Origin of the sequence: Cryobacterium sp. Y62 (assembly GCF_002929785.1) — a bacterium.
Classification (GTDB): domain Bacteria; phylum Actinomycetota; class Actinomycetes; order Actinomycetales; family Microbacteriaceae; genus Cryobacterium.
In genome coordinates this window covers 48657-71914 of record NZ_PJJK01000109.1, presented here as the reverse complement: position 1 = coordinate 71914, position 23258 = coordinate 48657, and the positions used below count along the sequence as shown (strand labels likewise).

Here is a 23258-nt window from a genome sequence, read left to right as displayed (position 1 = left end):
GCGGCAGTGAGTCACGAGTGGTAATCCCAATCTTGTCTCTTAGAACTGGCAGTGGCAGTGGCAGTGGCAGTGGCAGTGGCGAAAGGCGAGGACGTGACGTGCCTGGCGCGAGGTGAGTCTGGATCGGCCCCGAGCGGTGTGACGTTTATTAGACCTGACCGGCGAACGCCTGGGGCCGACGACCGGGTTGCGGGCGTCGCCTGGGACGAAATCATCGAGTTTGCCTACGAGGCTGATCTGGTCACCGGAGCGCTCGAGGCTCTGGCCGACAGTGCCCAGTACCGCACGCTTTTCACCGCTGTCTCCGTGTACGAGCCCATGCGTGCTCAAGCTGGCGAAGGGGCTCGAATTCGACTTGGTCGTGCTCCTCGACCGGAAATCGTTCGGCGCCGGAACCGAGGGAGCGGTCGATCGCTACGTTGCGATGACCAGGGCTACACAGCAACTGGTGATTCTCACGACACACTATTGGCGCGCAGTCGATACGTTCACACCTGCGATGTCGATGGCGAATAACGGGGGTATGAACACAGACACCGAACTCGTGTTGTTAGCTTTGCGGGTTTCGCACCAAAGCAGCGTCTCCCGCAGACTCTGAGGGCGGCAGTATCTGTTAGCTCTTGTCAGTCGCCGGGGTCGAACGTGATGAGCTTTAAGTGGAGGTTCGGTCAGACCTAGGTGAGTGAAAAGAGAAATTTCGGCGCGACGATTCGGGTGATGTCGATTGACCCTTGATCGGATACGGCAATGACGCCGTAGGGCAATTCCATCCCGGCATCGGCGATGATTCCCGGGAATGACGTTGGCAGGTCGAGCGCCACCGAGCGCGTGCCGAACGCATCGTCGAAGTGCACGCGGTTCGTATCCTGGTCTTCAGCGGCAACGTCAAATGCGTCTCCAACGCGGATTTCGTCCACCGAGGCGATGGCGATACCGCCGTCTGTGCTTGCCGCCGTGGCCTGCACACTATATGCCGGCTTGTACCAGCGTGCTTCCCCGGTGGGCATTGCCTCGCTCGAATAGCGGTTCACGACGATGTCGAAACCGCCCCACGACGTCCCATCCATCTCCGGGTAGTGACTCGAGCCGTCCTGATGATGCGTTCCCTGAGGCTCTCCGAGAATATTGATGGCGGCAGTGACGGCTTCGTCGCCGTTCTCAAAATAGCGGAGCGAGAGCAGCACTGTTCCGTCCTCGTCCACGACGTCGGTCGTCTCGGCGCCGATGAGAATGCGGTCGGGTTCTGCCGCCGCCGCCGTTTCGAACGGGACCGGATCGACGGTAGGGGGAATGGCTGGGGGTGTGGCTGGGGGTGTGGCCGTGCAGGCCGACAAAGCCCCGGCCAAAACGATAAGAGTGATCACAGCGAATGATTTACGGATAAGAACCCCCAGCAACTATCGAGGTGAACAAATCGTTTCACCCGTGTTCCACGCTATCGTGCCGACGGGATGCATAACGTGGAAGAAGCAGCCGTCAGCCGGGCGAGGCGACGGGTAAATCGCCTGGTTGCCGCAATTCTCAGATGCTCTGAACGTCGCGCTCGAGCCCGGCCTGCAGAGAGCGGATACACTGTTTGAGTGGACGTGTTGGCGGGATTTCATCTGGCGGACCGGGCATTTTTTGCCCGCGAGGTGCTCGAACTCGCACCCGAAGTTCTCGGCTGCATCCTGCAACACACGGATGACGATGGCACTGTAGCCATTCGCATCACCGAGGTCGAGGCCTATGCCGGTGAACGCGACCCCGGCGCGCACTCCTATCGGGGTATGACGAATCGGAATAAGACCATGTTCGGTCCCGCCGGGCACCTCTATTGCTACTTCACCTACGGAATGCACCACGCGCTGAACCTCGTCGCCGGACACCCAGGCCAGCCCTACGGATGTCTCATCAGAGCAGGAGACGTGCTGGAAGGAGCCGACATCGCCCGCAGCCGTCGAGAAAGCAGACCACGAAAGGTTCCCCTTCTCGATCGGAGTCTGGCGCGCGGTCCCGGTTGCGTCGCCCAAAGCTTTGGGGCATCTCTGGCCAACGATGGTGATGATCTTTTCGGTGGACAGTGGAGGTTTTTCGTACCCGATGACGGGGTGGTTGTCCCGCACCTGATCGGACCACGCGTGGGCGTCAGCGGGCCCGGCGGCAGTGCGACGAACTTCCCCTGGCGATTTTGGGTAGCGGATGCCTCGTCGGTCTCGGCTTACAAACCGGGCCGCTCCTAACCCCGGCGCAGGGTCTGGCGCGGATCAATCTTCGGGCGGATACCGGGCGCGGTCACCATGGAACTTTGCAAAACTGGTCAGGGTGTGCGGCGTGGTGGAGGTGCGGCTCATCACGTTGGCAACCTGCAGTCCGCGAGCGGGCAACGCGTCTCTGATCAGCGAGCGGTGACAACGCCAGGGTACGGCCTCCGTACACATGATCGCCACCGTCTGCCACCGGGCTGTGCCGTAAACCGCTGAGCGCTATGAGGCGCTGGTAGCCGATACCGGCCGCCGGCATGCTGGTGACGAGTTCGTTTTCCCCGAATTGCGGCTCATTGACGAGACCCCGGCATGGTGCGCACGTCAATGAGCCGTTCGATATCATCGGCCTTCAACATTCCGACGAACTCATCAAGCGGATGAGTCGAATGCCCGATCGTGTAGCCACAGTTTCCGGCCATGATTCCATCTAACCGCAGGTGCTGGATGTCGAATCAATGTCGATTTTGTACGACTACAGTATTGCCGGTCGGGTGAGCGAAGAAGTCAGAGCGATCACGGCAGTGACGGACACGACCGGCCGCTGGCTTCTCGCAGCGACGCTGAGAACGAGCAGCTGCTATTTGGCGGCGAGCAGCCGCTTCACGCGGGGCTTGACCTCGGTGGCGAGCAGCGTGATGGACTCGAGCAGGTGCTCCTGGGGGAGCCCGCCGTGGTCGCCCTGCAGAAAGTGACGCATGTGGCCGAGGTGCCGGTGCAGGTCGACGATGCGTTCGGCCACGTCGTCCGGGTCGCCGATGAAATAGGCATTCGGGGCGTCGACCTGGGCCAGATAGGAACCGCGCTGCGGAGCCGGCCAGCCGCGCAGCCGACCCATCTCCACGTTGAGGTTGACCCAGCCCGGATACATCCGCTCCACCGCTTCCTTCTTGGTCGGAGCTACCAGGCCGAAGGTCGCTACCGAGACCTTGATGTTGTCTCCGGTGTGGCCGGCCTGCTTGGCTGACTGCCGGTAGAGATTGGCGAGCGGCGCGAACCGGTGCGGCTGCCCGCCGATGATGGCGTAGGCGAGGGGGAGGCCGAGGCGCCCGGCACGAGCCGATGACGGTGCGCTACCGCCGGTGGCGATCCAGATGGGCAGGGAACCCTGCACGGGGCGCGGCACGACGTCGAGCTGAGGGATCGACGGGCGCGCGGTTCCCGACCAGGTCACGTTCTCGGTGGCGCTGGCGTTGAGCGTCAGGAGCAGATCGAGCTTCTGAGCGTAGAGCTCGTCGTAATCGCCCAGCTCGTAGCCGAATAACGGAAACGTCTCGACCGAGGAGCCACGGCCGGCCGTGATCTCGATGCGGCCCCCGCCGGAGATGGCATCCGCCGTCGCGAACTGCTGGAACACCCGCACCGGGTCATCCGTTCCGATGATGCTGGCCGCGCTGCCGAGTTTGATCTGAGTCGTCGCCGCAGCCGCAGCCGCGATGATCGCGCCGGGCGATGAGGCGGGCATGGAGATGGTGTGGTGTTCACCGATGCCGAAATAGTCCAACCCCGCCTTGTCGGCGTGCACGATGGCGTCGAACAGATTCTTAATCGCCTCCGCGGTGGAACGCGCGCTGCCATCGGGGTTGAGTTGAGTATCGCCGAAGCTGTAGGCGCCGATTTGCAAGGTGTTCTCCATTGTGTCGGTGACTTAGGCGGCGGCCGCGAGCGGACGGGCCTTCTGAATGAGGGCGCGAAGCTGGTTCGCGGTGTGACTGCCGGTGAAGATCTCGGTGGCCGGCTCGAACGAGCGGCCGGCAGCGAGGAAGCCAGCATCGACCGCGTCGTAGCCGAGTCGGTCGATGAAACTTTCAACGACTGCCTTGGCCTGGGCGTCGTCACCGGCCAGAGCGAGTGCCCGCCGGGTCGGCATGCCTGCGGGTTTGTTATCTTCTTCGAGCTCGTGATAACCGATGTGGTTGAGCGACTTCACCACCCGGGCACCCTGCAGAAACTCTTCGACGACCTCGCTCGACGTGCGCGGATCGCTCTCGAAATCATCGAACACGCCGTCGACCGGTGCCCAATAGTTCATCGCGTCGATGACGATTCGACCGGCCAGCTCGCCCGGGTTGAGCGTGCGGTACTTGTGCAGTGGAATCGCGAGTACCACCAGATCGGATGCCGCGGCCTGGCTAGATTGCACCGCCACCGCCCCGGGGGTCACAATGTCGACCAGCAGCGCGTTCTCCGCTGCGGGCTGCCTGGTCGCGATGCGAACCTGATATCCGGCTTTCAGCGCCTGCCGAGCCAACGCCGTTCCAACCCGACCGGCGCCCAGGATACCGATAGTTGTGGCGTGCTGACTGGTCCTGGCACTTTGACTGCTCATAGCACTTTGACTGCTCATAGCGCTGCTCCCGTCGAAATATGATGTTGTCCAGATCATATGTCTCAAAGAATATCTATGCAACTGCATGGTTTGGGATAGGCTGACCCGTATGACTATCGAATCGCGCCGGTCAATCACCGTGCCGGGAGATCTGGGGTGGAACCTCGCGATGGTTCTGCGCGGTTATCAGCGTCAGCTGGAGATCGCCGTCGAGGGACTGCCCGGGGGAGTGCGCTGCTATCAGGTGCTGTCCACGGTCATTCACCGTGACCTTCCTTCCCAGCAAGCCATCGGGGCGCACCTGGCCATCGACCGCACCGTGCTCACCTACCTGCTCGACGGTATGGTAGGCGCCGGGCTGGTGGAGCGCATTCCCGACCCCACCGATCGTCGGGCCCGAAAGATTCGGGCCACACCAGAGGGCGTGAGCGTGCTCACCCGGTACGAGACGCGCGTTGCTGCTGTGGAAGCCAGCATTCTCTCGGGAATGCACGACGATGACGCCCACCGGCTGGCCGAGCTGCTTGGCGCGTTGGCTACGAGCGTGCACCGCGCCGATCCAACGGCGAGCCCCTGCGAGGCAGCCGAGTCGTTCGCATCGTAAGCACGCTATTTGCCGACCTGGCCGTCGATGACGTCGCGGAGCAGGTCGGCGGGTTTGTTGTTCCACATATGCCGGGTTGTTCTATGACGTTGCCTGGATAAGCCACTTGGAGCGCACCTGTACGTTGGCGTCCTCGTAGCCGAGGTGTTCGTAGAACCCCAGAACGAGGTCGTTGTCCGAACGCACCATGAGTTGAACCTTGACGACACCGTTGGTGCGTAGCCAGTTTTCTGCGTCAGCCATCATCCGCTTTCCCAACCCGGTTCCACGCATGCTGTCGTCTACCGCGAGGTAATACACCCACCCGCGGTGCCCATCGTGACCGACCATGACGGTACCGACTAAGCGTTCTTCAAGGAAAGCACCGAGCACCGTGGAGGTGTCGCCGTCGAGGGCGCGCTGCGCGTCACGCTCGGGCGAATTCCACGGGCGGGTGAGCCCAGCCTGGTGCCAGAGCGCCGCCGCTGCGTCGATGTTTGCCGAGGTTAGGTCGCGGATCTTCATTGTTCCAGTATCACCGCAGTCATCTGATGACCGTACGTCGAGAAGTTGCGCGAGACGCCAGCCCCCTAGTCCTCGAAGCTGTTCACCATCGCGAAAGCTGCACGTTCCAGATAATCCCAGAGGATGCCCTGCTGCAGCGGCGGCAGATGGGCTGCGTCGACGGCAACTTTCATGTGGCCCAGCCACCGGTCACGGGCATCCGGATTGACCTTGAACGGCACGTGACGCTGGCGCAGCCGCGGGTGGCCGCGCTGTTCACTGTACGTTCCCGGACCGCCCCAGAACTGCTCGAGAAACATGACCAGACGGTGTTCGGCGGGGCCGAGATCCTCTTCGGGATACATCGGCTTGAGCACTGGGTCGGTTGCGACACCCAAGTAGAAGTCGTGTACGAGCTTTTCGAAGAATGGCGTTCCACCGACCTCGTCGAAGAACGTGGGCACCACGGCGGGGCCGTTCTCGCCCTCGCGCAGGTGTACGCCGGCGGGGGTACTGGGTCGGTCGGTCGGGTGTCGTTCAGAGGTCATGTGGTGCAGCTTTCTGTTCGGTACTGGTCAGTCAATGCCGTCGCCGCGAACTTCGGGGTCAGGCGTCTTCATCGGAGCCGGCACGTCTTTGGGCTTGGCCTTGCGCGGCCCGCGGGGTTTTCGCACCGCGACCGGGCCGGTGCGCACATCGGCTACAACATCGGGCACGGCAGCTGCGGCCTCTTCGGCCGCGTCGAGTGCTCCCTCAACCGGTTCAATGATCGAGCCATCGATGGTGCCGTCGCCGGTGGTCATGACGACACTGTTGAGCGGGGTCAGCGGAACACCCATGCCATCCAGGGCCTTCTTCATGTGCAGGCGAAGGTCACGGGCGAAGTCCCACTTGGCTGAGACCCTGGTCTTGACCACGAGCCGGGTGACGAGGGCTTCGGCCGTGATCGACTCGAGGCCCCAGATCTCCGGCTTTTCGAGGATATACGCGCGCCACTTACGGCTGGAGGCGAGGGCGCTGGCAACGCGTAGCAGCTCGTCTTGCACGGCCTCCACGTCGGAACTGTAGGGAATGGCGAGATCGATGATGACGCGGGCCCAGCCCTGCGACATGTTGCCGACCCGCAGGATCTCACCGTTGCGCACGAACCAGAGCGTGCCGTCGACATCGCGTACCTGCGTGATGCGAATTCCGACCGTTTCTACGACACCGGATGCGAATCCCACGTCGACGATATCGCCAACGCCGATCTGATCCTCTACCACCATGAACAGGCCGTTGAGTATGTCCTTGACGATGTTTTGAGCACCGAAACCGAGGCCGGCACCGATCGCTGCGGTCAGCAGCGCGAAAGAGCCCAGGATCTCCTTGTTCAGGGTGGTGACGATGAGCAACAACGCGGTGATCAGGATGAACACATTGACGATGTTCGCCAGCACCGCGCCAAGCGTGCGCGAGCGTTGTACGACACGCACAGCAGCCATAGGGGAGACGTTTAGCGCCTGAGTGTCGTCGACCTTCTGGTTCTTTTTGACGCCGGAGACGATTTGTTGCACGACCCGGCGAATCACGAATTGCAGGGCCCAGCGCAGAGCGAACGCGACAACGATGATAGCCGCAATGGCGAAGATCTTTCCGACGTAATCGGTCCACGGAATTTTAGCGATGAAGGTGCCGAGGTTGGCCCAGAAAGTTTCCCAGTTCATATCCAAGCCAGTCTACCGAGGGCCTCAGCGGTACCCGGGAAGTTGCCCGGGCCAGAGCGGTCGCAGCCCGCCATGCGGCCGACGCGACCCTGCGCCTGTGACGCTGCCAGCGGCATCCTCTCGGCATACGTGGGGTTTGCTGTGAACCTCCAAGGTAAAGGAGAACCCCGCGACCATCAGGTCGCGGGGTTCTCAGTGCTCGTTGGTACTAATTATTCGGCGTCGCGAGCCTGCACCTTGAGCGAGCGCTCGACTCCGGCCAGGTTTTCGACCACGAGGCGGCGCAGGGCGGCCGGCTCGGGGTTCGCATCGAGCCAGGTCTTTGTCGCATTCGCGAGGGCCTGGTTGTTCAGCGGTGCCGGGTAGAGAGCGATCACGAGCTTTTCGCCGATCGAGAAGCTGCGTGCGTCCCAGACCCGCTGCAACATCTCGAAATAGGTCGTGACGAACGGCTCGAGCAGCGCCGAATCGTTCACCCGCAGGAACCCGGCGGACGTCGTGCGTACGATGGTTGTCGCGGCCGTGTCGATGTCGATGAGTGACGACCAGGCGGCGAGCTTGCCCTCGGCAGTAGGGAGGGCAGCCCGGGCCAGAGCGGCCGACTGTGCGCCGGTCGCCGTGTTGTCTGCCGCGAGGCTCTCGCTGATCTGAGCGGCGTCGGCGCGCCCACCGGCCACGAGGGCGGTGAGGAGCTCCCAGGCCAGGTCGGTGTCGACGGTCAGACCATCGAGCACGGTGTTGCCCGAACGCAGCGCCGCCACGTTCTCGAGCTGCGCGGGGGTGGCTGCGACGGCGGCGAAGAACTTCACGAATTGGAACTGGGCATCGCTGCCGGCCGCCGCGCCCTGCGCGAGCGTCCAGAGTGCGTCAGCGACCTCGGTGGTGGTGGCTTCGCGGTGCGGTTCGGCCACGTAGTGGCTCGCGGTGAGCACGACCTGGCCGAGCACGGTGCGCAGCGTGGTCGACTCGGTTTCGGTGGCGACATTGTTCAGCACCAGACGCACGAAGTCGCGGGCCGTGGTTTCGGCGTCACGGGTGGCGTCCCAGACCGAACCCCAGACCAGAGCGCGGGCGAGCGGGCTCTCAATCGCGGAGAGGTGCTCGAGCGCGACGGCCTCCGAGACCGGGTCGAGGCGCACCTTGGCGTAGGTGAGGTCGTCGTCGTTGAGCAGGATCAGGTTGGGACGTTTCTGGCCGACGAGAGCGGGGACATCCGTTGTAGAACCGTCGACGTCGAGCTCGACCCGGTGCGTGCGCACGAGTTTCTGCGCGTCGTTGAAGGTGTAGAAACCGATGGCGAGACGGTGCGGGCGAATGGTGGGGTAGGCGGCGGCGGCGGTCTGCAGCACCGTGAAGCCGGTGATGACGCCCGCTTCATCCGTGGCGATCTCAGGGCGCAGCGTGTTGACGCCGGCGGTCTCGAGCCAGAAATGCGCCCAGCCGCTGAGGTCACGACCGCTGGCGGCCTCGAGCTCGACCAGCAGGTCGGAAAGCTCGGTGTTGTCCCACTGATGCTTCTGAAAGTACGATCCGACGCCGGTGAAGAAGGCGTCGATGCCGACCCAGGCGGCGAGTTGCTTGAGTACAGAGCCACCCTTGGCGTAGGTGATGCCGTCAAAGTTGACGAGTACGTCGTCAAGGTCGCGAATCGTGGCGACGACCGGGTGGGTCGAGGGAAGCTGGTCTTGCTTGTAAGCCCAGCTCTTCTCCATCACGGCGAAGGTGGTCCAGGCTTCATGCCACTCGGTGGCCTCGGCGGTGGCGATGGTCGATGCCCACTCGGCGAAGCTCTCGTTGAGCCAGAGGTCGTTCCACCAGGTCATGGTGACGAGGTCGCCGAACCACATGTGGGCGAGCTCGTGCAAAATCGTTACAACACGGCGTTCCTTGATGGCGTCGGTCACCTTGGAGCGAAAGATGTACGTTTCGGTGAAGGTGACCGCGCCGGCGTTCTCCATGGCGCCGGCATTGAATTCCGGAACGAACAGCTGGTCGTACTTGTCGAACGGGTAGGCGTAACCGAACTTCTCCTCGTAGTAGGCGAAGCCTTGGCGGGTCTTCTCGAGGATGTAGTCAGCGTCGAGGTATTCACTGAGGCTCTTGCGGCTGAACACGCCGAGCGGAATGGTGCGTCCGTCGCTCGAGGTCAGTTCGCCGCGCACGACGGCGTAGGGGCCGGCGATGAGCGCGGTGATGTAGCTCGAGATCACGTGGGTCGGTGCAAACGCCCAGGTGCTGGCACCGTTGCCGGCGTCGGTTGGCTCCGGCGTGGTCGAGTTGGAAACAACCTGCCACTGGCTCGGCGCTGTGACGGTAAAAGCGAATTTCGCCTTGAGGTCGGGCTGCTCGAACACGGCGAAGACGCGGCGAGAGTCGGGCACCTCGAACTGGCTGTACAGGTACACCTCGTTGTCGACCGGGTCGACGAAGCGGTGCAGTCCCTCACCGGTGTTGGTGTACAACGCGTCGGCGACGACAACGAGCTCGTTCTCGGCCTGCAGGCCGTCCAGCTGAATGCGGATGCCGTCACTCACGACGGCCGGGTCGAGCGCGGCACCGTTGAGGGTCACCGAGTGCACCATGGCAGTGATGGCATCGATGAAGGTCGAGGCTCCGGGGGTAGCGGCGAAGCGCACCGTCGTGGTGCTGCCGAACGTGGTGGGGCCGGTAGTGAGGTCGAGCACAACGTTGTAGCTCGCTACCGTGACGAGCGCGGCGCGCTCTGACGCTTCAAGGCGGGTGAGGTTCTCTCCGGGCAACTTAGTTCTCCAATTCGATTCACGATTCGATTCGCGACGGATTCCATTTGGAACGGTGAAGCTCTGGCGCTCGTGGCGCCATCGCACCCCGCAAGCCTAACCATGATTACAATGTGGGCATGAGAGCGAGCACCGATCCCGGCGTCGCGACCGCTGAACGCTACCGAGCCTTCGCTGAGGTTGAAGCCCGCGGAATGAGCGCCTGTTACGAACGCTGGGCCGCTGGGGTTGCGGCTGATCCTGAGATAGTGAAACTGATCGATCTGTTGCCGCCGGTCAAACGGCAACCGAACCTAGTGTTCAGCGCGGCCCGGTTGCACGGGGCCGTGGTGGGGGAGTATCCGGCTTTCGCGGCCTGGCTGCGCGAGCACTGGGCGCTCGTCGCCGCCACCTGTCTGACCCATGCCACCCAGACGAATGAACCCGGTCGGTGCGCTGTGCTGTTGCCGGCCCTGGCGGCGCTCGCCGGGCCCCTCGCGATCATCGAAGTTGGGGCATCCGCCGGTCTCTGCCTGCACCCCGATCGGTACAGCTACCGATATCGGTTTGCTGATGGCGGCGAGCGGATGCTGCACCCGAGAGACAGGGCGAACCCGGTGGTGCTCGACTGCGACGTGAGCGGTCCGGTGCCGCTGCCCGAGCGGATGCCCGAGATCGTGTGGCGGGCCGGAATCGACCTTCATCCCCTCGACGTCTGCAGCGACGCGGACGTAGCCTGGCTCGATGCGCTGATCTGGCCGGAACATGACGGCCGTCGATCCCGGCTGCGCGCCGCGGTTGCCGTGGCCCGCCAGGAGCCGGTCGAGATCGTGCGGGGGGACCTCAATGCTCAGATCGAGGCGCTCGTTGCCCGGGCACCGGCCGGGGCAACCGTTGTCGTGTTCCACACCGCGGTGCTCGCCTACCTGAACGCAACCGACCGCGGCCGGTTCGCCGCGCAGATGACCCGACTGCCGGTGCGCTGGTTGTCGAACGAGGGGCAGAGCGTGGTGCCTGGGGTGTTGGAGCGGCTTGGGGAGGCGCCGGCGCCGTCACATTCAATTCCGGCTTCCGCTTTCATTCTTGCCCTGGACGGCGAGCCGATCGCCCTGACCCAGCCACACGGCCGGTCATTACACTGGCTCGGGTGAGTCCGCGGAGGGCTCGGGCGTCGGCTCCGCTGTCAACGGCGCCGCGCTACCCGTTGCCCAGCCGAAGGAGGCGGATTGGCGCGTCATCACGGCCCGACGAATCAATTCCTTTGCGAAAGAGCCCGTCACGCCCTCTGCACGGCGGGCAGCGGCGTCGAGGGCGGCTGGGGTGAACGGCAGCCTTCCCGCATAGCGCCGGAACAGCCGCTCGCGTTCGGCAAGGGCGGGCAATGGCACTTCGACGGCGAGGTCGACCCGGCCTGGCCGTTCGGCAAGGGCGCGCTCGAGCACCTCGACCCGATTGGTGGTCATGACGAACGCCACATCGGCGTCGCCGTCGAGTCCGTCAAGGGCGTCGAGCACCTCGAACAGCAGGGGTTGCGGAGTGGCGTTACGCTGCATCGCGACCAGGTCGATGTCTTCCAGCACGACGATCGACGGCGCAAAGGTGCGCGCGATCTCGGCAGCCGCAGCAATGTGCACGATGCTGGTACCGGTGAGCAGCACGGCGGTGATGCCCGGTGTTTCGCTGAGCAGGTGGCGCACAGTGAGGGTTTTGCCGGTGCCGGGAGGCCCGTAGAGCAGCACACCGCGCTTCAAATGTTGCCCGGCGGCGAGCAAGACCTGGCGCTGCTCGCCGATTCCGATGACGTGGTCGGTGATGGTGCCGAGGATGCCCTCCGGCAGCACGATGGCGGCCGTCGGTACGACGGGTCGTTCCAGAAAGGTGATTCCGGCTCCGGATCCGTATTCGGTTTGCACGAACGAGAGCACCTGCCCGCGCAGCACGCTGTGCTCGATCATGAGTGCGCGCAGGTGCTCCAGAAAACCGGTGACCGTGTGCGGCGACTCGGCCATGATTTCGAGCTCGGCCGTATTGCGCCCGAATTGCGGATTCGCGGCGCGTTGCAGCACCGCGATCGGCTGATCGTCAAAGCGGATGAGTCGGAGGCCGAATGAGACGACCTGGCGGGTTGTCGTCGGTCCGGTCGCCCGGGCCGAGTAGTCCACAGGTCCGGGCCCGAAGCCCTGTAACGGGCTGGCCACGAGCTCGGACAGCGTCGAATGAAACCGCTGCTGCCCGCCCGATACACCCAGAAGCGCGGCCGGATCCACGCTGGCCAACGTGCTCAGGGCGATGTCCGCGTCGACTAGGCGATGATCGGTCAGGGTCTCCGACACGACCGGCAACCTCGACGCGTTGGCGCCGAGAAAGGCGCTGATGCGATCGCCGAGTGGTGTCAGGCCCGAACCGGCCCGGTTATCCGCCGCAGATACGACCCGTTCCATGAAGTGTTTGAAGGCGCGCACGACGTCTCGGTCGAAAGTGTCCTCGGTCATGTCGTTCTCCTGTCGTTGTAGCGCAGTAGGAGGCTAGCGGGCTTGGGCGATGATTGCTTCGGAGACAGCGACAGCGACAGCGACCGCGTCGGTACGTGACTCGACCTGGTACGCCGACTGGCCGAGCGAAAAGATCACGGTGCAGTACGACGAGGTGTCGGTGCAGATCTGCACGGCGTGCTCGCCGTCGACGGCGCCTTCCAACGCAATCTGCGGCAGGGCAGCCTGGCTGTCGGGAGTGGAGATCATCGTGTCGACGATGCTGGCGAGGTCATAGCCGACCGTGATCGAGGTGCCGTTGACACCAGCGGCGTCAACGTAGCAGGTGAAGACCCTCGCGGTCTGTGTCACGTACCGGTCGAACCAGATCGGGTCCATGCTCGACGAATCGCAGATTTCGTAGTCGAGGGCGTCGACACCAAGTGCCATCGCACTACCCTGCGACTTGAGCGCGCCGGTGCAGGCGGGTTCCCGTTCGACCAGGTCTACCGCCGGCCAGACCAGGTGGCTGGGCACGGCATACTCGGTGAGGGCCATCCCCGGCTGCGTCGCGGCCACCGGGGTCGGCATACTTTCGTCCGCGGGGGCCAACGCGCCGGCCACGGTATCGAGGGTGGCAACATCGTCACAGGTGTAGACACCCGTGGTAGCGGCAAGTTCTGTCGGCCCCGCGCTCGCTGACCTTGGCGGCCCTGCGACGGGCCCGGCCGCGCATCCGCTGAGAGCGACGAGAGCGAGAAAAACGGTCGGCGTGATCAGACGGCGGTGTAGCATGCGGTCAGCCTCACAGGGGCAATTTTTGCCGCATGACCTGAGGTTTACTCGACATCTTTGAGTCCTCGCCATGGGCGCGATCCGGTCAGGGAAGGGTTGGTCCAACTATGTGGCCGCCTGGGGTACACCCCAGTGGTCGACGGCCAGGTGCTACCAGGCGCCGGGCTTGTAGTCCTTCAGAAAGACGCCGTAGACGTCTTCGCCGTCCTCGCCGCGCACGATCGGGTCGTACACCCGGGCGGCGCCGTCGACCAGGTCGAGCGGAGCGTGAAAACCCTCCTCGGCCAGGCGCACCTTGGTGGGGTGTGGGCGTTCGTCGGTGATCCAGCCGGTATCGACGCTGGTCATAAGAATGCCGTCTTCCAGCATCTCCTTCGCGCTGGTGCGGGTGAGCATGTTCAGGGCCGCTTTGGCCATATTGGTATGCGGGTGGCCGGGGCCCTTGTAGCCGCGACCAAACACGCCCTCCATCGCCGACACGTTCACAATATAAGTACGTCGGGCCGCGGATGCTGTGAGCGAGGCCCGCAGACGGCTCACCAGCAGAAATGGTGCCGTCGTGTTGCACAACTGCACTTCGAGCATCTCGAGCGGATCCACATCTTCGACGTTGGCTGTCCAACTGTTCACGTCGTGCAGGTCGGGAACAAGCCCGCCGGCGTCAATGGCGGTGCCAGCGGCGAGACGCTCCAGCGACGAAGACCCGGCGGCGAGTGCCAGCCGGGTGAGATCATCCGCTGTAAGGGCACCGGCACCGGCCGCCGTCGCGAGCAGCGGATGCCCGGAGACCGATGCAGCCAGGGCGAGCGGATGCGCATCGTTGGTGTGGCCGAACGACACGATCTCGGGCAGGGGGCCGTCGGGCAGCGGAGCATCCTCGGCCTCAACCAGCAGGGAGTACGAGCCGCGCGAGCGTCGCACGGTCTGCGCTGCATTGTTGATGAGAATGTCGAGCGGGCCCTGGGCAGCGACCGAATCAGCCAGGGCGATCACCTGGGCCGGGTCTCGCAGGTCGATGCCGACGATGCGCAGGCGGTGCAGCCAATCCTTGGAGTCGTCCATAGCGGCGAAGCGGCGCACGGCGTCGCGCGGAAACCGGGTGGTGACGGTGGTGTGGGCACCGTCGCGCAACAGGCGCAGAGCGATGTACATGCCGATCTTGGCGCGGCCGCCGGTGAGCAGTGCGCGCTTGCCGGTGAGGTCGGTGCGCGCGTCGCGTTTGGCGTGGCTCGAGAGGGCGCAGCTCGGGCAAAGCTGGTGGTAGAACGCGTCGACCACGGTGTATTTCTGCTTGCAGATATAACAGGCGCGCGGAACGAGCAGCTCACCGGCGGTCGCCGTGCTGGTACCAAGAGAGAGCTGGGCGCCGCGGGTCTCGTCGTCGATGCGGGTGGGCGCGCCGGTGGCGGTGGCGGCGATGACGCTACGATCGGCGTCGGCGATGACCGCGCGTTTCTCCAGGCGCCGCGACATCTTGACCGACTTGAACATCTTGGCGGTCGCCTGGCGCACGGTGACGAAGTCGGCGCTGTCCGGGTCCACGTCGCTGAGGGAGGCGAGCACCCGCAGGGTCACTTCGAGGTCGTGCGGGTCGATTCCGGCGAATTCAAGGGCCGGCGCGCTGCATTTAGCTGCGCTCGCGTTGGTGGGCGCAGTGTTGGTGGGCGCAGTGGTGGGGGGCGCGGTGGTCATTCGCGAATTCTACGCGGGGCGACTGTGAGCATCCGTTTTATCTAGAGTCTGGCCGGTTCTTGAATGGGAATGGCAGTGGTGGGTGGCTCGTAGGTGTGGTCGAACGGCATTTCGTCAGTGTTGAGCAGGGGGTTGTCGTCCTGTGTCTGGACCAGGCCGTGTGCTTCTTCGGCACTGTTGACGCTCGGCATCGACCCGGGTAGCGGGCGGTTGGCCGATTCCTTGAGAAAGTAGATCGCGATCGCACCGATGAGAGAGGTGCCCATCAGGTAGAACGCGGGCATCATGTCGTTGCCGGTGCCCACGATAAGCGCGGCGATGATGAACGGCGTGGTGCCGCCGCAAATGGCGACCGCGAAGTTGTACGAAATGCCCATGGCGCCGTAACGGCTCGCCGTCGGGAACAGCGCCGGTAGTGCTGAGGCAATGGTCGAGACGTAGAAGGTGACTGGGAGCGCGATGAGCGCGAGGCCGAGCAACGTCGACCAGATCGAACCGACGCCGATGAGCAGGAACGCCGGGTAAGCCAGCACGACCGTGCTGATGGCACCGGTCCACAGCACCGGACGTCGACCGACCCGGTCGGACAGACGGCCGCTCAGGGGGATGCACAGGGCCATGACCACGAGGATCGGAATCGTCAGCGCCGTTCCGTGCAACTCGTCGTAGCCCTTGTTCTCGGTGAGATGGGTGGGCATGTAGGAGGTCAGCGCGTAACCGACGGTGTTCGCGGCGGCAACGAGGATCATCGCGATGATGATGTTGCGCCCATAGGCTTTGAAGATCTGAATCGGGCCCTTGGGGGTCTCTGCAGTTGCTCCGACCGGGTTCTTCTGGGCGGCTTCCTGCGCATCGAGGGTGGCTTGGAATGCGGGAGACTCATCGATCTTCATGCGGAAGTAGATGGCGATCAGGCCGAGCGGCCCGGCGATGAGGAACGGAAGGCGCCAGCCCCAATCCTCCATGACCTCCTGGCCGAGCGTGAGCTGCAGCACCGAGACGAGCGAGGCGCCGATGGCGAAACCGAGGTAGCTGCCCATGTCAAGAAAGCTGGCGAAGTAGCCGCGCTGCTTGTCGGGAGCGTGCTCGCTGATGAAGGTTGTGGCGCCGGCGTACTCGCCGCCGGTGGAGAATCCCTGCACGAGTTTGACGAAGACGAGCAGCACCGCCGCCCAGACACCGATCTGCGCGTAGCCCGGCAGCAGGCCGACGGCGAAGGTCGAGGCGGCCATCAGAATCAGGGTGGTCGCAAGCACCTTCTGCCTGCCGATGCGGTCACCGAGCCAGCCGAAGAACACGCCGCCGAGGGGGCGGGCGAAAAAGGTCGCCGCAAAGGTACCGAGCAGAAACAGGGTTTGAACGGATGCGTCCGCCTCGGGAAGGAAGACCGGTCCCATGGTGGTGATGAGGTAGCCGAAGACACCCACGTCGTACCATTCCATGGTGTTTCCCACGATGGTGCCGCCGAGGGCGCGCTTCATGATGGGTTTCTCGACGACGTTGACGTCGGACACCGCGATGCGGCGGCGTAGGAGAGCCTTTTTCGGCTTCACGGTGTGCTTCGCAGCCGTGGACTGCGCGGTGGACTGCGCGGTGGACGTGCTTCGGTCAATGGGCATGTGAATTTCTCCTGTGGAGATACTGTGCTTGCGACGTTGAGATGTACTGCCTGGTGCAGTTTTTTTTGACCCAACATCGATAGCCCGTCCGGGGGCGATGCCCAAATGGTCATTCGTAGGAACGGAGATCCCCCTGCCGTTTCTGCATAGGCTGGTCCTATGACTGATTCTGTAGATTTCTGGTTTGACCCCTCGTGTCCCTGGGCCTGGATGACTTCGCGCTGGGTGGACGAGGTCGCCCGGCTGCGTCATTTCGAGGTGACCTGGCATGTCATGAGCCTCGCCGTGCTCAACGAAGATCAGGAGGTGAGTGAGGAGTACGCGGCGTTTTTTCCCCGGGCGCTCAAGTACACCCGCCTCGTCACCGCCGCCAACGAACTGCACGGCCAGCCGATGGTCAAGGCGCTCTACGACGCACTTGGCCAGCGGATTCACCCGGGAGGCAACACGAACCCCGACGAGGTCATTCCCGCCGCGCTCGCCGAGGTGGGCCTGCCGGCCAGTTTCGCTGCCTTCGCCGACAGCGAGGAATATGACCTGGAGATGCGCACCAGCCACTTCGATGGCATCAATCGCGTTGGCCAGGACGTCGGCACGCCCGTGATCGCCGTAAACGGTGTGGCCTTCTTCGGTCCGGTCATTTCCCCGGCACCGATGGGCGAGCAGGCCCTGGCGCTGTGGGACGGCGTCGTCGCGCTGGCCAATTACGACGGATTCTTCGAACTCAAGCGCAGTCGAACCCGTGAACCGCGCTTTGAGCCGAATATCACCGAGTCCGTCGGTACTCCGGCCAGCACAAATTAGACTGCTCTTATGCGCATCCACATCGCCACGGACCATGCCGGTCTCGACCTCAGCCATCACCTGATCACGCACCTGAGTGCGGCCGGGCACGAGGTCGTCGACCACGGGCCTCGGACCTACAATGCCCTCGATGACTACCCTGCTTTTTGTATCAATGCAGCGCAGGCCACCGTCGACGACCGAGAAACTGGCATCGAGGCGCTCGGTGTTGTGTTCGGCGGCTCGGGCAACGGCGAGCAGATGGCCGCGAACAAGGTGTCCGGCGCCCGCGCCGCCCTAGTCTGGAACCTCAGCACGGCCCGTCTGGCCCGTGATCACAACGACGCCAACGTCATTTCCATCGGTGCCCGCGAGCACACAATTGAAGAGGCCACGAGCTTCATCGACGCGTTCATCGCCGAGCCGTTCAGCGCTGAAGAGCGGCATGTGCGCCGCATTCATCAGCTCGGGGAATATGAAACCACCGGAACCATCGCCGGAAAAAACGTCGACGGCCGGTGAACTGAGGTGCCAGAAGGTCACTCCGTCCACCGTATTACCCGCCAGTTTCAGCGCAACTTCATCGGCCAACGGGTCACCGTTTCCTCCCCACAGGGACGGTTCGTGGCCGGTTCCGCGCAGCTCAGTGGGCACACCGTGACGGATGCCCGCGCCGTCGGTAAGCAGATGTTCCTGGAGTTCGATCACGGACTCTGGTTGCGCATCCACTTGGGATTGTACGGAGCCTGGGATTTCAGCGGCGAGATTCAGATGGATGCCACGATGGCCTCGGCCAACGGCCGGATGGGCCAGACCAACCAGCACGGCAGCGACCTGACTGCTGGCCTGCCGACCTACGACTCGGCCGGGGAGAACTCGGTCTTCAGCATCGGCGCGCCCCGCCGAACCCGGGTGCGCATGTCGGAACAGGAAAAGGAGATCGACCTCGCCGACACTTTTCCGCCGGAGCCGGTCGGTCAGGTGCGCGTGCGCCTGCTCAGCGATACGGTGTGCGCCGACCTGCGCGGTCCGACGGCGTGTGAGGTGCTCCACCCGGCCGAGGTCGGTGCCGTCATCGCCAAACTCGGCCCCGACCCGGAACTGGACAACAGTCCGCAAGCCGAAGAGCGGTTCGTGAGCGTCGTGCGCAAGAAGCCCACATCGATTGGCCGGTTGCTCATGGATCAGGGCGTGGTCAGCGGCATCGGCAATGTCTATCGGGCCGAGATGCTCTTTCGGGCCGGGCTCAACCCGCACGCGCCCGGCAAATCGCTCGGCGACGAAACCGTGCGTGACCTGTGGCGTGACTGGGCGCACCTCCTCCACATAGGAGTTGCGACCGGGCAGATGATGACCATGGACGGCCTCGAAGGCCAGCCTTATCGGCTCGCCATGAAGAATCGGGCCGACCGGCACTGGGTTTACAAACGGGAGGGGCTACCCTGTCGAGTCTGCGGCACCCACATCGTGCTCGAAGAGATGGCTGCCCGCAAGCTGTACTGGTGCCCGCGCTGCCAGGCCTGACGAGGGGGCATGGTGTAACAGTCCAGAGCAAACTGCGAAAATAGAAACATGATCCGAATTGCCAGGCCCCGCCGTCGCATCGCAACTATCGTGAGCGGGGCCGTAGTCGGTACGGTGGTAGTGGCCCTCGGCCTCACCGCGTGTTCCGGTGAAGATGGGGCCGGCGTGATCGACACGGTCGGCAACATTGAGTTCGTGAATCCGCTCGCCATCCCGCCCCTGGCCGACTCGACCGTTGACGCCGCGGGCGAGCGAGTGTTCGACCTCACGGCTCAGGCCGGCACAACCGAATTTACGTCGGGCGTGGAGACCGACACCTGGGGCTACAACGGCAGCTATCTTGGACCGACGATCATCGCCGCGCGCGGCGAAAACGTGCGCATCAACGTCAACAACGATCTCGACGTAGCTACCACCGTGCACTGGCACGGCGCGAACCTCCCCGCCAAAATGGACGGCGGACCGCACCAGATGGTCGAACCCGGCGCGAAATGGAGCCCCAACTTCGAGATCGACCAGCCAGCCTCAACGCTGTGGTACCACCCGCACCCCGAAGGCGACACCGAGCACCAGGTCGAAATGGGCTTGGCCGGCGTCTTCATCGTGCAGGACAACGAAGAGGCCGCCCTCACCCTGCCGCGCAGCTACGGCGTCGACGATATTCCGGTGGTGGTGCAAGATCGTCGCTTCGACGAGAACGGCCAGTTCGTCACCGACGTGCGCGGCTACATCGGACCCATAGGCGACCAGCTGCTCGTCAACGGCACCCTCGCGCCGTACCTCAACGTCACCTCCGAGGTGGTGCGACTGCGACTGGTCAACGGGTCGACCGCACGGGTGTACGACTTCGGGTTCAGCGACGGCCGCTCGTTCGATCTGATCGCAACCGACGGGGGACTGCTGACGGAAGCGGCGCCGATGGACGGCATCCGTTTATCGCCGGGGGAACGCGCCGAAATGCTCGTTCAGCTGGTGCCGGGGGAGACCGTGAACCTGCAGTCGAACAAACCAGACCTCGGTACCTCGGCCAGCGCCGCGACGCGCAACGCCGGTGACGACACCCTCGACGTGATGGAGCTGCGCGCCGCCGACACGCTCAGCAGCATCGGAGAGACCTCCAGCACCCTCGCGAGCATCGAACCGCTCGATAAAGAGGATGCCTCCGTCGATCGTTCGTTCACACTCAACGGTTACACGATCAACAATCGGCTGATGGACATGACCCGCATCGACGAGACGATCGAGGCCGGCGCGACCGAGGTCTGGACCGTCGACAACGCCATGCCCCTGCCGCACAACTTTCACGTGCACGCAGTGCAGTTTCAGGTGCTGCGGGTGGGCACCGAGCCGCCGCCGGTCGAACTGTCTGGCTGGAAGGACACGATCTACCTCGAGCCCGGCAAGCGTTACGAACTCATTATGCAGTTCGCGAAATATACCGACCCCGACTTTCCGTATATGTTCCACTGCCATATGCTGTCGCACGAAGACGCCGGCATGATGGGCCAGTTCGTCGTGGTCAAGCCCGGCGAAGAGGCCGGTACCCCGCCAACCGCTCGCGACGCCATCGTTCCCCAGTCAAACCTGGCCGTCGGCAGCGGACCGCGCACACTCTCGCCTGCCTACGATCACTAGTTGTCGACATCCGCTTAACGAGTGAAAGCCGCCAGCTGAAGCTGGCGGCTTTCACGGAATCAACGTCCCAACATAGAGGGGTCGACGGGAATCGAACCCGCGTCATAAGTTTGGAAAACTCAGGCTCTACCATTGAGCTACGACCCCAGGCCCAGTAATTGGGCACTCGAGTATCGTAGTACAGGAAACCGGGCGTCGTTTGCCAGTACGGGCGCATCCGCTCGAAAGGCGTGCATTAGACTGGCTGAGGTCAATCCGCCTGTCGTGAGCTTTCGCTTGCGCCACCGAATTGGTTCCCCAACAAAGTAATACCGACGGGTCGAAGTAGATCCGGGGCGTAGCTCAGCTTGGTAGAGCGCTCGTTTTGGGGGCGAGAAGTCGCAGGTTCAATTCCTGTCGCCCCGACATTATCCGCAGCACACCGTTTCAATACACAGGAGAGTCTCGAGTGAAGTCCACGGTCGAAAAACTGAGCCCCACGCGCGCCAAGCTCACCATCACGGTGAGCCCCGACGAGCTGAAGCCAGCCATCACCCACGCCTACGGCCACATTGCCGAAGACATCAACGTCCCCGGTTTTCGTAAGGGTAAAATTCCGCCGGCCATCATTGACCAGCGCGTCGGTAAGGCTGCCGTTTTGGAGCACGCCGTCAACGAGGGTCTCGACGGTTTCTACCGCGCGGCCGTTGAAGAAAACAAGCTGCGCCCGCTCGGTCGTCCAGAGGCCGACATCGTGGAATGGCCCAGCAACACCGACTTCTCCGGTGACCTGCTCCTCGCTATCGAGGTGGACGTGCGCCCCGAGATCGACCTGCCCAGCTACGACGGCCTCAAGCTCACCGTCGACGCCGTCGCGGTTTCCGACGAGGAAGTAGCCGAAGAGCTTGACAAGCTGCGCAGCCGTTTCGGCACGCTCATCACGGTTGACCGCCCCGCCAAGACCGGCGACTTCGCCCAGATCGACCTGAACGCCGCCATCGATGGCGAAGAGGTCGACACGGCGAGCGGTATCTCCTACGAGCTTGGTTCCGGCGACCTCATCGACGGCATCGACGAGGCGCTCGACGCGCTCAGCGCCGGCGAGACCACGACCTTCAACTCCGACCTCATGGGCGGAGACCACGAGGGTGAGACGGCCGAGATCACCATCACGGTCATCGCCGTCAAGGAGCGCGAGCTTCCAGAGGCCAACGACGACTTCGCTCAGATCTCGAGCGAGTTCGACACCATCGCCGAGCTGACCGAGAGCCTCAAGGTTCAGGTTGAGAAGTCCAAGGCCTTCGGCCAGGGCAGCCAGGCACGCGAGCGTCTCATCGAGACGCTTCTCGGCTCGGTCGAGGTTCCGATCCCCGCCGCGATCATCCTCGACGAAGTCAACCGCCACCTCGAAGGCGAAAGCCGCCTGGAGGATGACACCCACCGCGCCGAGGTCACCGAAGCCAGCGAGAAGACGTTCCGTCAGCAGATTCTGCTCGACACGATCGCCGAAGCCGAGCAGGTCAAGGTCAGCCAGGACGAACTCACCCAGTACCTCATCCAGGGTGCCAGCCAGTACGGCATGGACCCGAGCGAGTTCGTGCAAACGCTCAACACCAACGGACAGATTCCGTCGATGGTGGCCGAGGTCGCTCGCAACAAGGCCCTCGCCATTGCTCTGGGCAAGGCCGAGGTCGTTGACTCCAACGGTAAGCCGGTCGACCTGAGTGAATTCACCGGCCCGGTCGGCGACGATACGGATGGTGAAGCGGATGCTGCTGACAGCGACGCTCCGGCGGCTCCGGCGGCTCCGGCGGCCGAGGCTGACGCCGAAGTCGATGCTGAGGTTGACGAGAAGCCCAAGAAGAAAAAGAAGGCTGCTGCCAAGTAGTAGCACCCGTTTGCGTGATCGGCCGGCCGGAATCTTCCAGCCGGCCTTTCGCATGCTGCAGGGCACGTGTGCGACAGCCGGTAATCTGCCGAGGGCGAACAGAGCCATTTTGACGCTCGCGCTCCGATAGATTTATTGAGAAGCGACAACTGAAACGGAGCACGACATGGCCGACCCGACACCCACCAATGGTGTATTTGACCGACTGCTGAAGGACCGCATCATCTGGCTCGGCTCAGAGGTCCGTGACGAAAACGCGAACGAGATCTGCGCCAAGATCCTCTTGCTGGCAGCGGAAGATTCCAAACGCGACATCTACCTCTACATCAACTCTCCTGGCGGCTCGATCACCGCCGGCATGGCGATCTACGACACGATGCAGTTCGTACCCAACGATATCGTCACGGTCGGCATCGGCATGGCAGCCTCAATGGGCCAGTTCCTGCTGACTTCGGGGACCAAGGGCAAGCGGTACATCACCCCGAACGCTCGTGTGCTTTTGCACCAGCCGTCCGGCGGGTTCGGTGGCACGGCCGCCGATATCCAGACCCAGGCTCGCCTCATCCTCGACATGAAGCAGCGTCTTTCCGAGATCACGGCCGCGCAGACCGGGAAGACCCCCGAGCAGATCAACGCCGACGGTGACCGCGACAACTGGTTCAGCGCCCAGGAGGCCCTCGAGTACGGTTTCGTCGACCATCTCCGCGCATCCGCTTCGGATGTCATCGGCGGCGGCGGTACCGACCCCGACGCCACCAAGTAGTCCACC

The 23258-nt window shown here is 63.7% G+C and carries 23 protein-coding genes and 2 tRNA genes; 11 read left to right on the top strand and 14 right to left on the bottom strand.

The features are described 5' to 3' along the window. The first annotated feature begins 322 nt into the window (after window positions 1-322). The gene (locus CXY71_RS22465) at window positions 323-598 is read left to right on the top strand and encodes a hypothetical protein (protein ID WP_104135726.1); all 276 of its coding nucleotides are present in this window, start codon (window positions 323-325) and stop codon (window positions 596-598) included. A 76-nt stretch (window positions 599-674) separates the two neighbouring features. Here CXY71_RS22465 and CXY71_RS11420 read toward each other — a convergent pair whose 3' ends face one another. Then, entirely contained in the window at window positions 675-1364 is a 690-nt protein-coding gene (locus CXY71_RS11420; RefSeq protein ID WP_146072808.1) for a hypothetical protein, read from the bottom strand. 216 nt (window positions 1365-1580) lie between these two features. Between CXY71_RS11420 and CXY71_RS11415 the strand changes: the two genes are divergently transcribed. Further along, window positions 1581-2222 carry a DNA-3-methyladenine glycosylase gene (locus tag CXY71_RS11415; RefSeq protein ID WP_233198263.1) on the top strand — a complete coding sequence of 214 codons (642 nt, stop codon included), beginning with the start codon at window positions 1581-1583 and terminating at the stop codon, window positions 2220-2222. Window positions 2223-2246: 24 nt separating this feature from the next. On the opposite strand, the gene CXY71_RS22045 is transcribed toward CXY71_RS11415, so the two are convergent. The 4 genes from CXY71_RS22045 to CXY71_RS11400 form a co-directional block, all read right to left on the bottom strand. Beyond that, on the bottom strand, window positions 2247-2420 hold the full coding sequence (locus CXY71_RS22045) for a hypothetical protein (RefSeq protein WP_233198264.1): 174 nt from the start codon (window positions 2418-2420) through the stop codon (window positions 2247-2249). A 116-nt stretch (window positions 2421-2536) separates the two neighbouring features. Then, a complete protein-coding gene (locus tag CXY71_RS22040) occupies window positions 2537-2665 on the bottom strand; it encodes a DUF488 domain-containing protein (protein WP_233198265.1) in 129 nt (42 codons plus the stop codon). Window positions 2666-2823: 158 nt separating this feature from the next. After that, entirely contained in the window at window positions 2824-3867 is a 1044-nt protein-coding gene (locus CXY71_RS11405) for an LLM class flavin-dependent oxidoreductase (RefSeq protein ID WP_199184285.1), read from the bottom strand. A gap of 24 nt (window positions 3868-3891) precedes the next feature. Continuing rightward, window positions 3892-4572, bottom strand: coding sequence for an NADPH-dependent F420 reductase (locus tag CXY71_RS11400; RefSeq protein WP_104135723.1), 681 nt, complete (start codon window positions 4570-4572; stop codon window positions 3892-3894). A 109-nt stretch (window positions 4573-4681) separates the two neighbouring features. Here CXY71_RS11400 and CXY71_RS11395 point away from each other — a divergent pair, with 109 nt between their 5' ends. Continuing rightward, the gene (locus tag CXY71_RS11395) at window positions 4682-5176 is read left to right on the top strand and encodes a MarR family winged helix-turn-helix transcriptional regulator (RefSeq protein WP_158253068.1); all 495 of its coding nucleotides are present in this window, start codon (window positions 4682-4684) and stop codon (window positions 5174-5176) included. Window positions 5177-5257: 81 nt separating this feature from the next. On the opposite strand, the gene CXY71_RS11390 is transcribed toward CXY71_RS11395, so the two are convergent. The 4 genes from CXY71_RS11390 to pepN form a co-directional block, all read right to left on the bottom strand. Beyond that, window positions 5258-5680: a GNAT family acetyltransferase gene (locus CXY71_RS11390; RefSeq protein ID WP_104135721.1), complete on the bottom strand. Its 423-nt coding sequence runs from the start codon at window positions 5678-5680 to the stop codon at window positions 5258-5260. 65 nt (window positions 5681-5745) lie between these two features. Continuing rightward, window positions 5746-6126: a globin gene (locus tag CXY71_RS11385; protein WP_104135758.1), complete on the bottom strand. Its 381-nt coding sequence runs from the start codon at window positions 6124-6126 to the stop codon at window positions 5746-5748. Window positions 6127-6234: 108 nt separating this feature from the next. Beyond that, a complete protein-coding gene (locus CXY71_RS11380) occupies window positions 6235-7365 on the bottom strand; it encodes a mechanosensitive ion channel family protein (RefSeq protein ID WP_104135720.1) in 1131 nt (376 codons plus the stop codon). Window positions 7366-7577: 212 nt separating this feature from the next. Beyond that, window positions 7578-10124, bottom strand: coding sequence for an aminopeptidase N (pepN, locus tag CXY71_RS11375; RefSeq protein WP_104135719.1), 2547 nt, complete (start codon window positions 10122-10124; stop codon window positions 7578-7580). A 119-nt stretch (window positions 10125-10243) separates the two neighbouring features. On the opposite strand from pepN, the gene CXY71_RS11370 reads away from it, so the two are divergent. Beyond that, window positions 10244-11254, top strand: coding sequence for a DUF2332 domain-containing protein (locus tag CXY71_RS11370; RefSeq protein WP_104135718.1), 1011 nt, complete (start codon window positions 10244-10246; stop codon window positions 11252-11254). Here CXY71_RS11370 and CXY71_RS11365 read toward each other — a convergent pair. The 4 genes from CXY71_RS11365 to CXY71_RS11350 all read right to left on the bottom strand — a co-directional run bounded on the left by CXY71_RS11365 (window position 11237) and on the right by CXY71_RS11350 (window position 16680). Next, window positions 11237-12595, bottom strand: coding sequence for an ATP-binding protein (locus CXY71_RS11365; protein WP_104135717.1), 1359 nt, complete (start codon window positions 12593-12595; stop codon window positions 11237-11239). The genes CXY71_RS11370 and CXY71_RS11365 overlap by 18 nt on opposite strands. 33 nt (window positions 12596-12628) lie before the next feature. Next, on the bottom strand, window positions 12629-13369 hold the full coding sequence (locus CXY71_RS11360; RefSeq protein WP_104135716.1) for a hypothetical protein: 741 nt from the start codon (window positions 13367-13369) through the stop codon (window positions 12629-12631). Window positions 13370-13519: 150 nt separating this feature from the next. After that, complete coding sequence (locus tag CXY71_RS11355; RefSeq protein ID WP_104135715.1) at window positions 13520-15061, bottom strand: SDR family oxidoreductase; 1542 nt, start codon at window positions 15059-15061, stop codon at window positions 13520-13522. A 41-nt stretch (window positions 15062-15102) separates the two neighbouring features. Next, window positions 15103-16680: an MFS transporter gene (locus CXY71_RS11350; RefSeq protein ID WP_104135714.1), complete on the bottom strand. Its 1578-nt coding sequence runs from the start codon at window positions 16678-16680 to the stop codon at window positions 15103-15105. Between the two features lie 159 nt (window positions 16681-16839). Between CXY71_RS11350 and CXY71_RS11345 the strand changes: the two genes are divergently transcribed. The 4 genes from CXY71_RS11345 to CXY71_RS11330 are packed head-to-tail and all read left to right on the top strand — an operon-like array spanning window position 16840 to window position 20622. Then, a complete protein-coding gene (locus CXY71_RS11345; protein ID WP_104135713.1) occupies window positions 16840-17484 on the top strand; it encodes a DsbA family protein in 645 nt (214 codons plus the stop codon). Between the two features lie 9 nt (window positions 17485-17493). After that, entirely contained in the window at window positions 17494-17985 is a 492-nt protein-coding gene (locus CXY71_RS11340) for a ribose-5-phosphate isomerase (protein WP_104135712.1), read from the top strand. A 6-nt stretch (window positions 17986-17991) separates the two neighbouring features. Further along, window positions 17992-18987: an Fpg/Nei family DNA glycosylase gene (locus CXY71_RS11335; RefSeq protein WP_104135711.1), complete on the top strand. Its 996-nt coding sequence runs from the start codon at window positions 17992-17994 to the stop codon at window positions 18985-18987. 48 nt (window positions 18988-19035) lie between these two features. Continuing rightward, on the top strand, window positions 19036-20622 hold the full coding sequence (locus CXY71_RS11330; RefSeq protein ID WP_104135710.1) for a multicopper oxidase family protein: 1587 nt from the start codon (window positions 19036-19038) through the stop codon (window positions 20620-20622). Window positions 20623-20698: 76 nt separating this feature from the next. On the opposite strand, the gene CXY71_RS11325 is transcribed toward CXY71_RS11330, so the two are convergent. Next, window positions 20699-20769, bottom strand: a tRNA-Gly gene (locus tag CXY71_RS11325). A 184-nt stretch (window positions 20770-20953) separates the two neighbouring features. Between CXY71_RS11325 and CXY71_RS11320 the strand changes: the two genes are divergently transcribed. The 3 genes from CXY71_RS11320 (at window position 20954) to CXY71_RS11310 (ending at window position 23252) form a co-directional block, all read left to right on the top strand. Then, window positions 20954-21027, top strand: a tRNA-Pro gene (locus CXY71_RS11320). Window positions 21028-21070: 43 nt separating this feature from the next. Continuing rightward, window positions 21071-22489 carry a trigger factor gene (tig, locus tag CXY71_RS11315; protein WP_158253067.1) on the top strand — a complete coding sequence of 473 codons (1419 nt, stop codon included), beginning with the start codon at window positions 21071-21073 and terminating at the stop codon, window positions 22487-22489. Window positions 22490-22655: 166 nt separating this feature from the next. Continuing rightward, on the top strand, window positions 22656-23252 hold the full coding sequence (locus CXY71_RS11310) for an ATP-dependent Clp protease proteolytic subunit (RefSeq protein WP_092450832.1): 597 nt from the start codon (window positions 22656-22658) through the stop codon (window positions 23250-23252). Window positions 23253-23258: the final 6 nt, after the last annotated feature.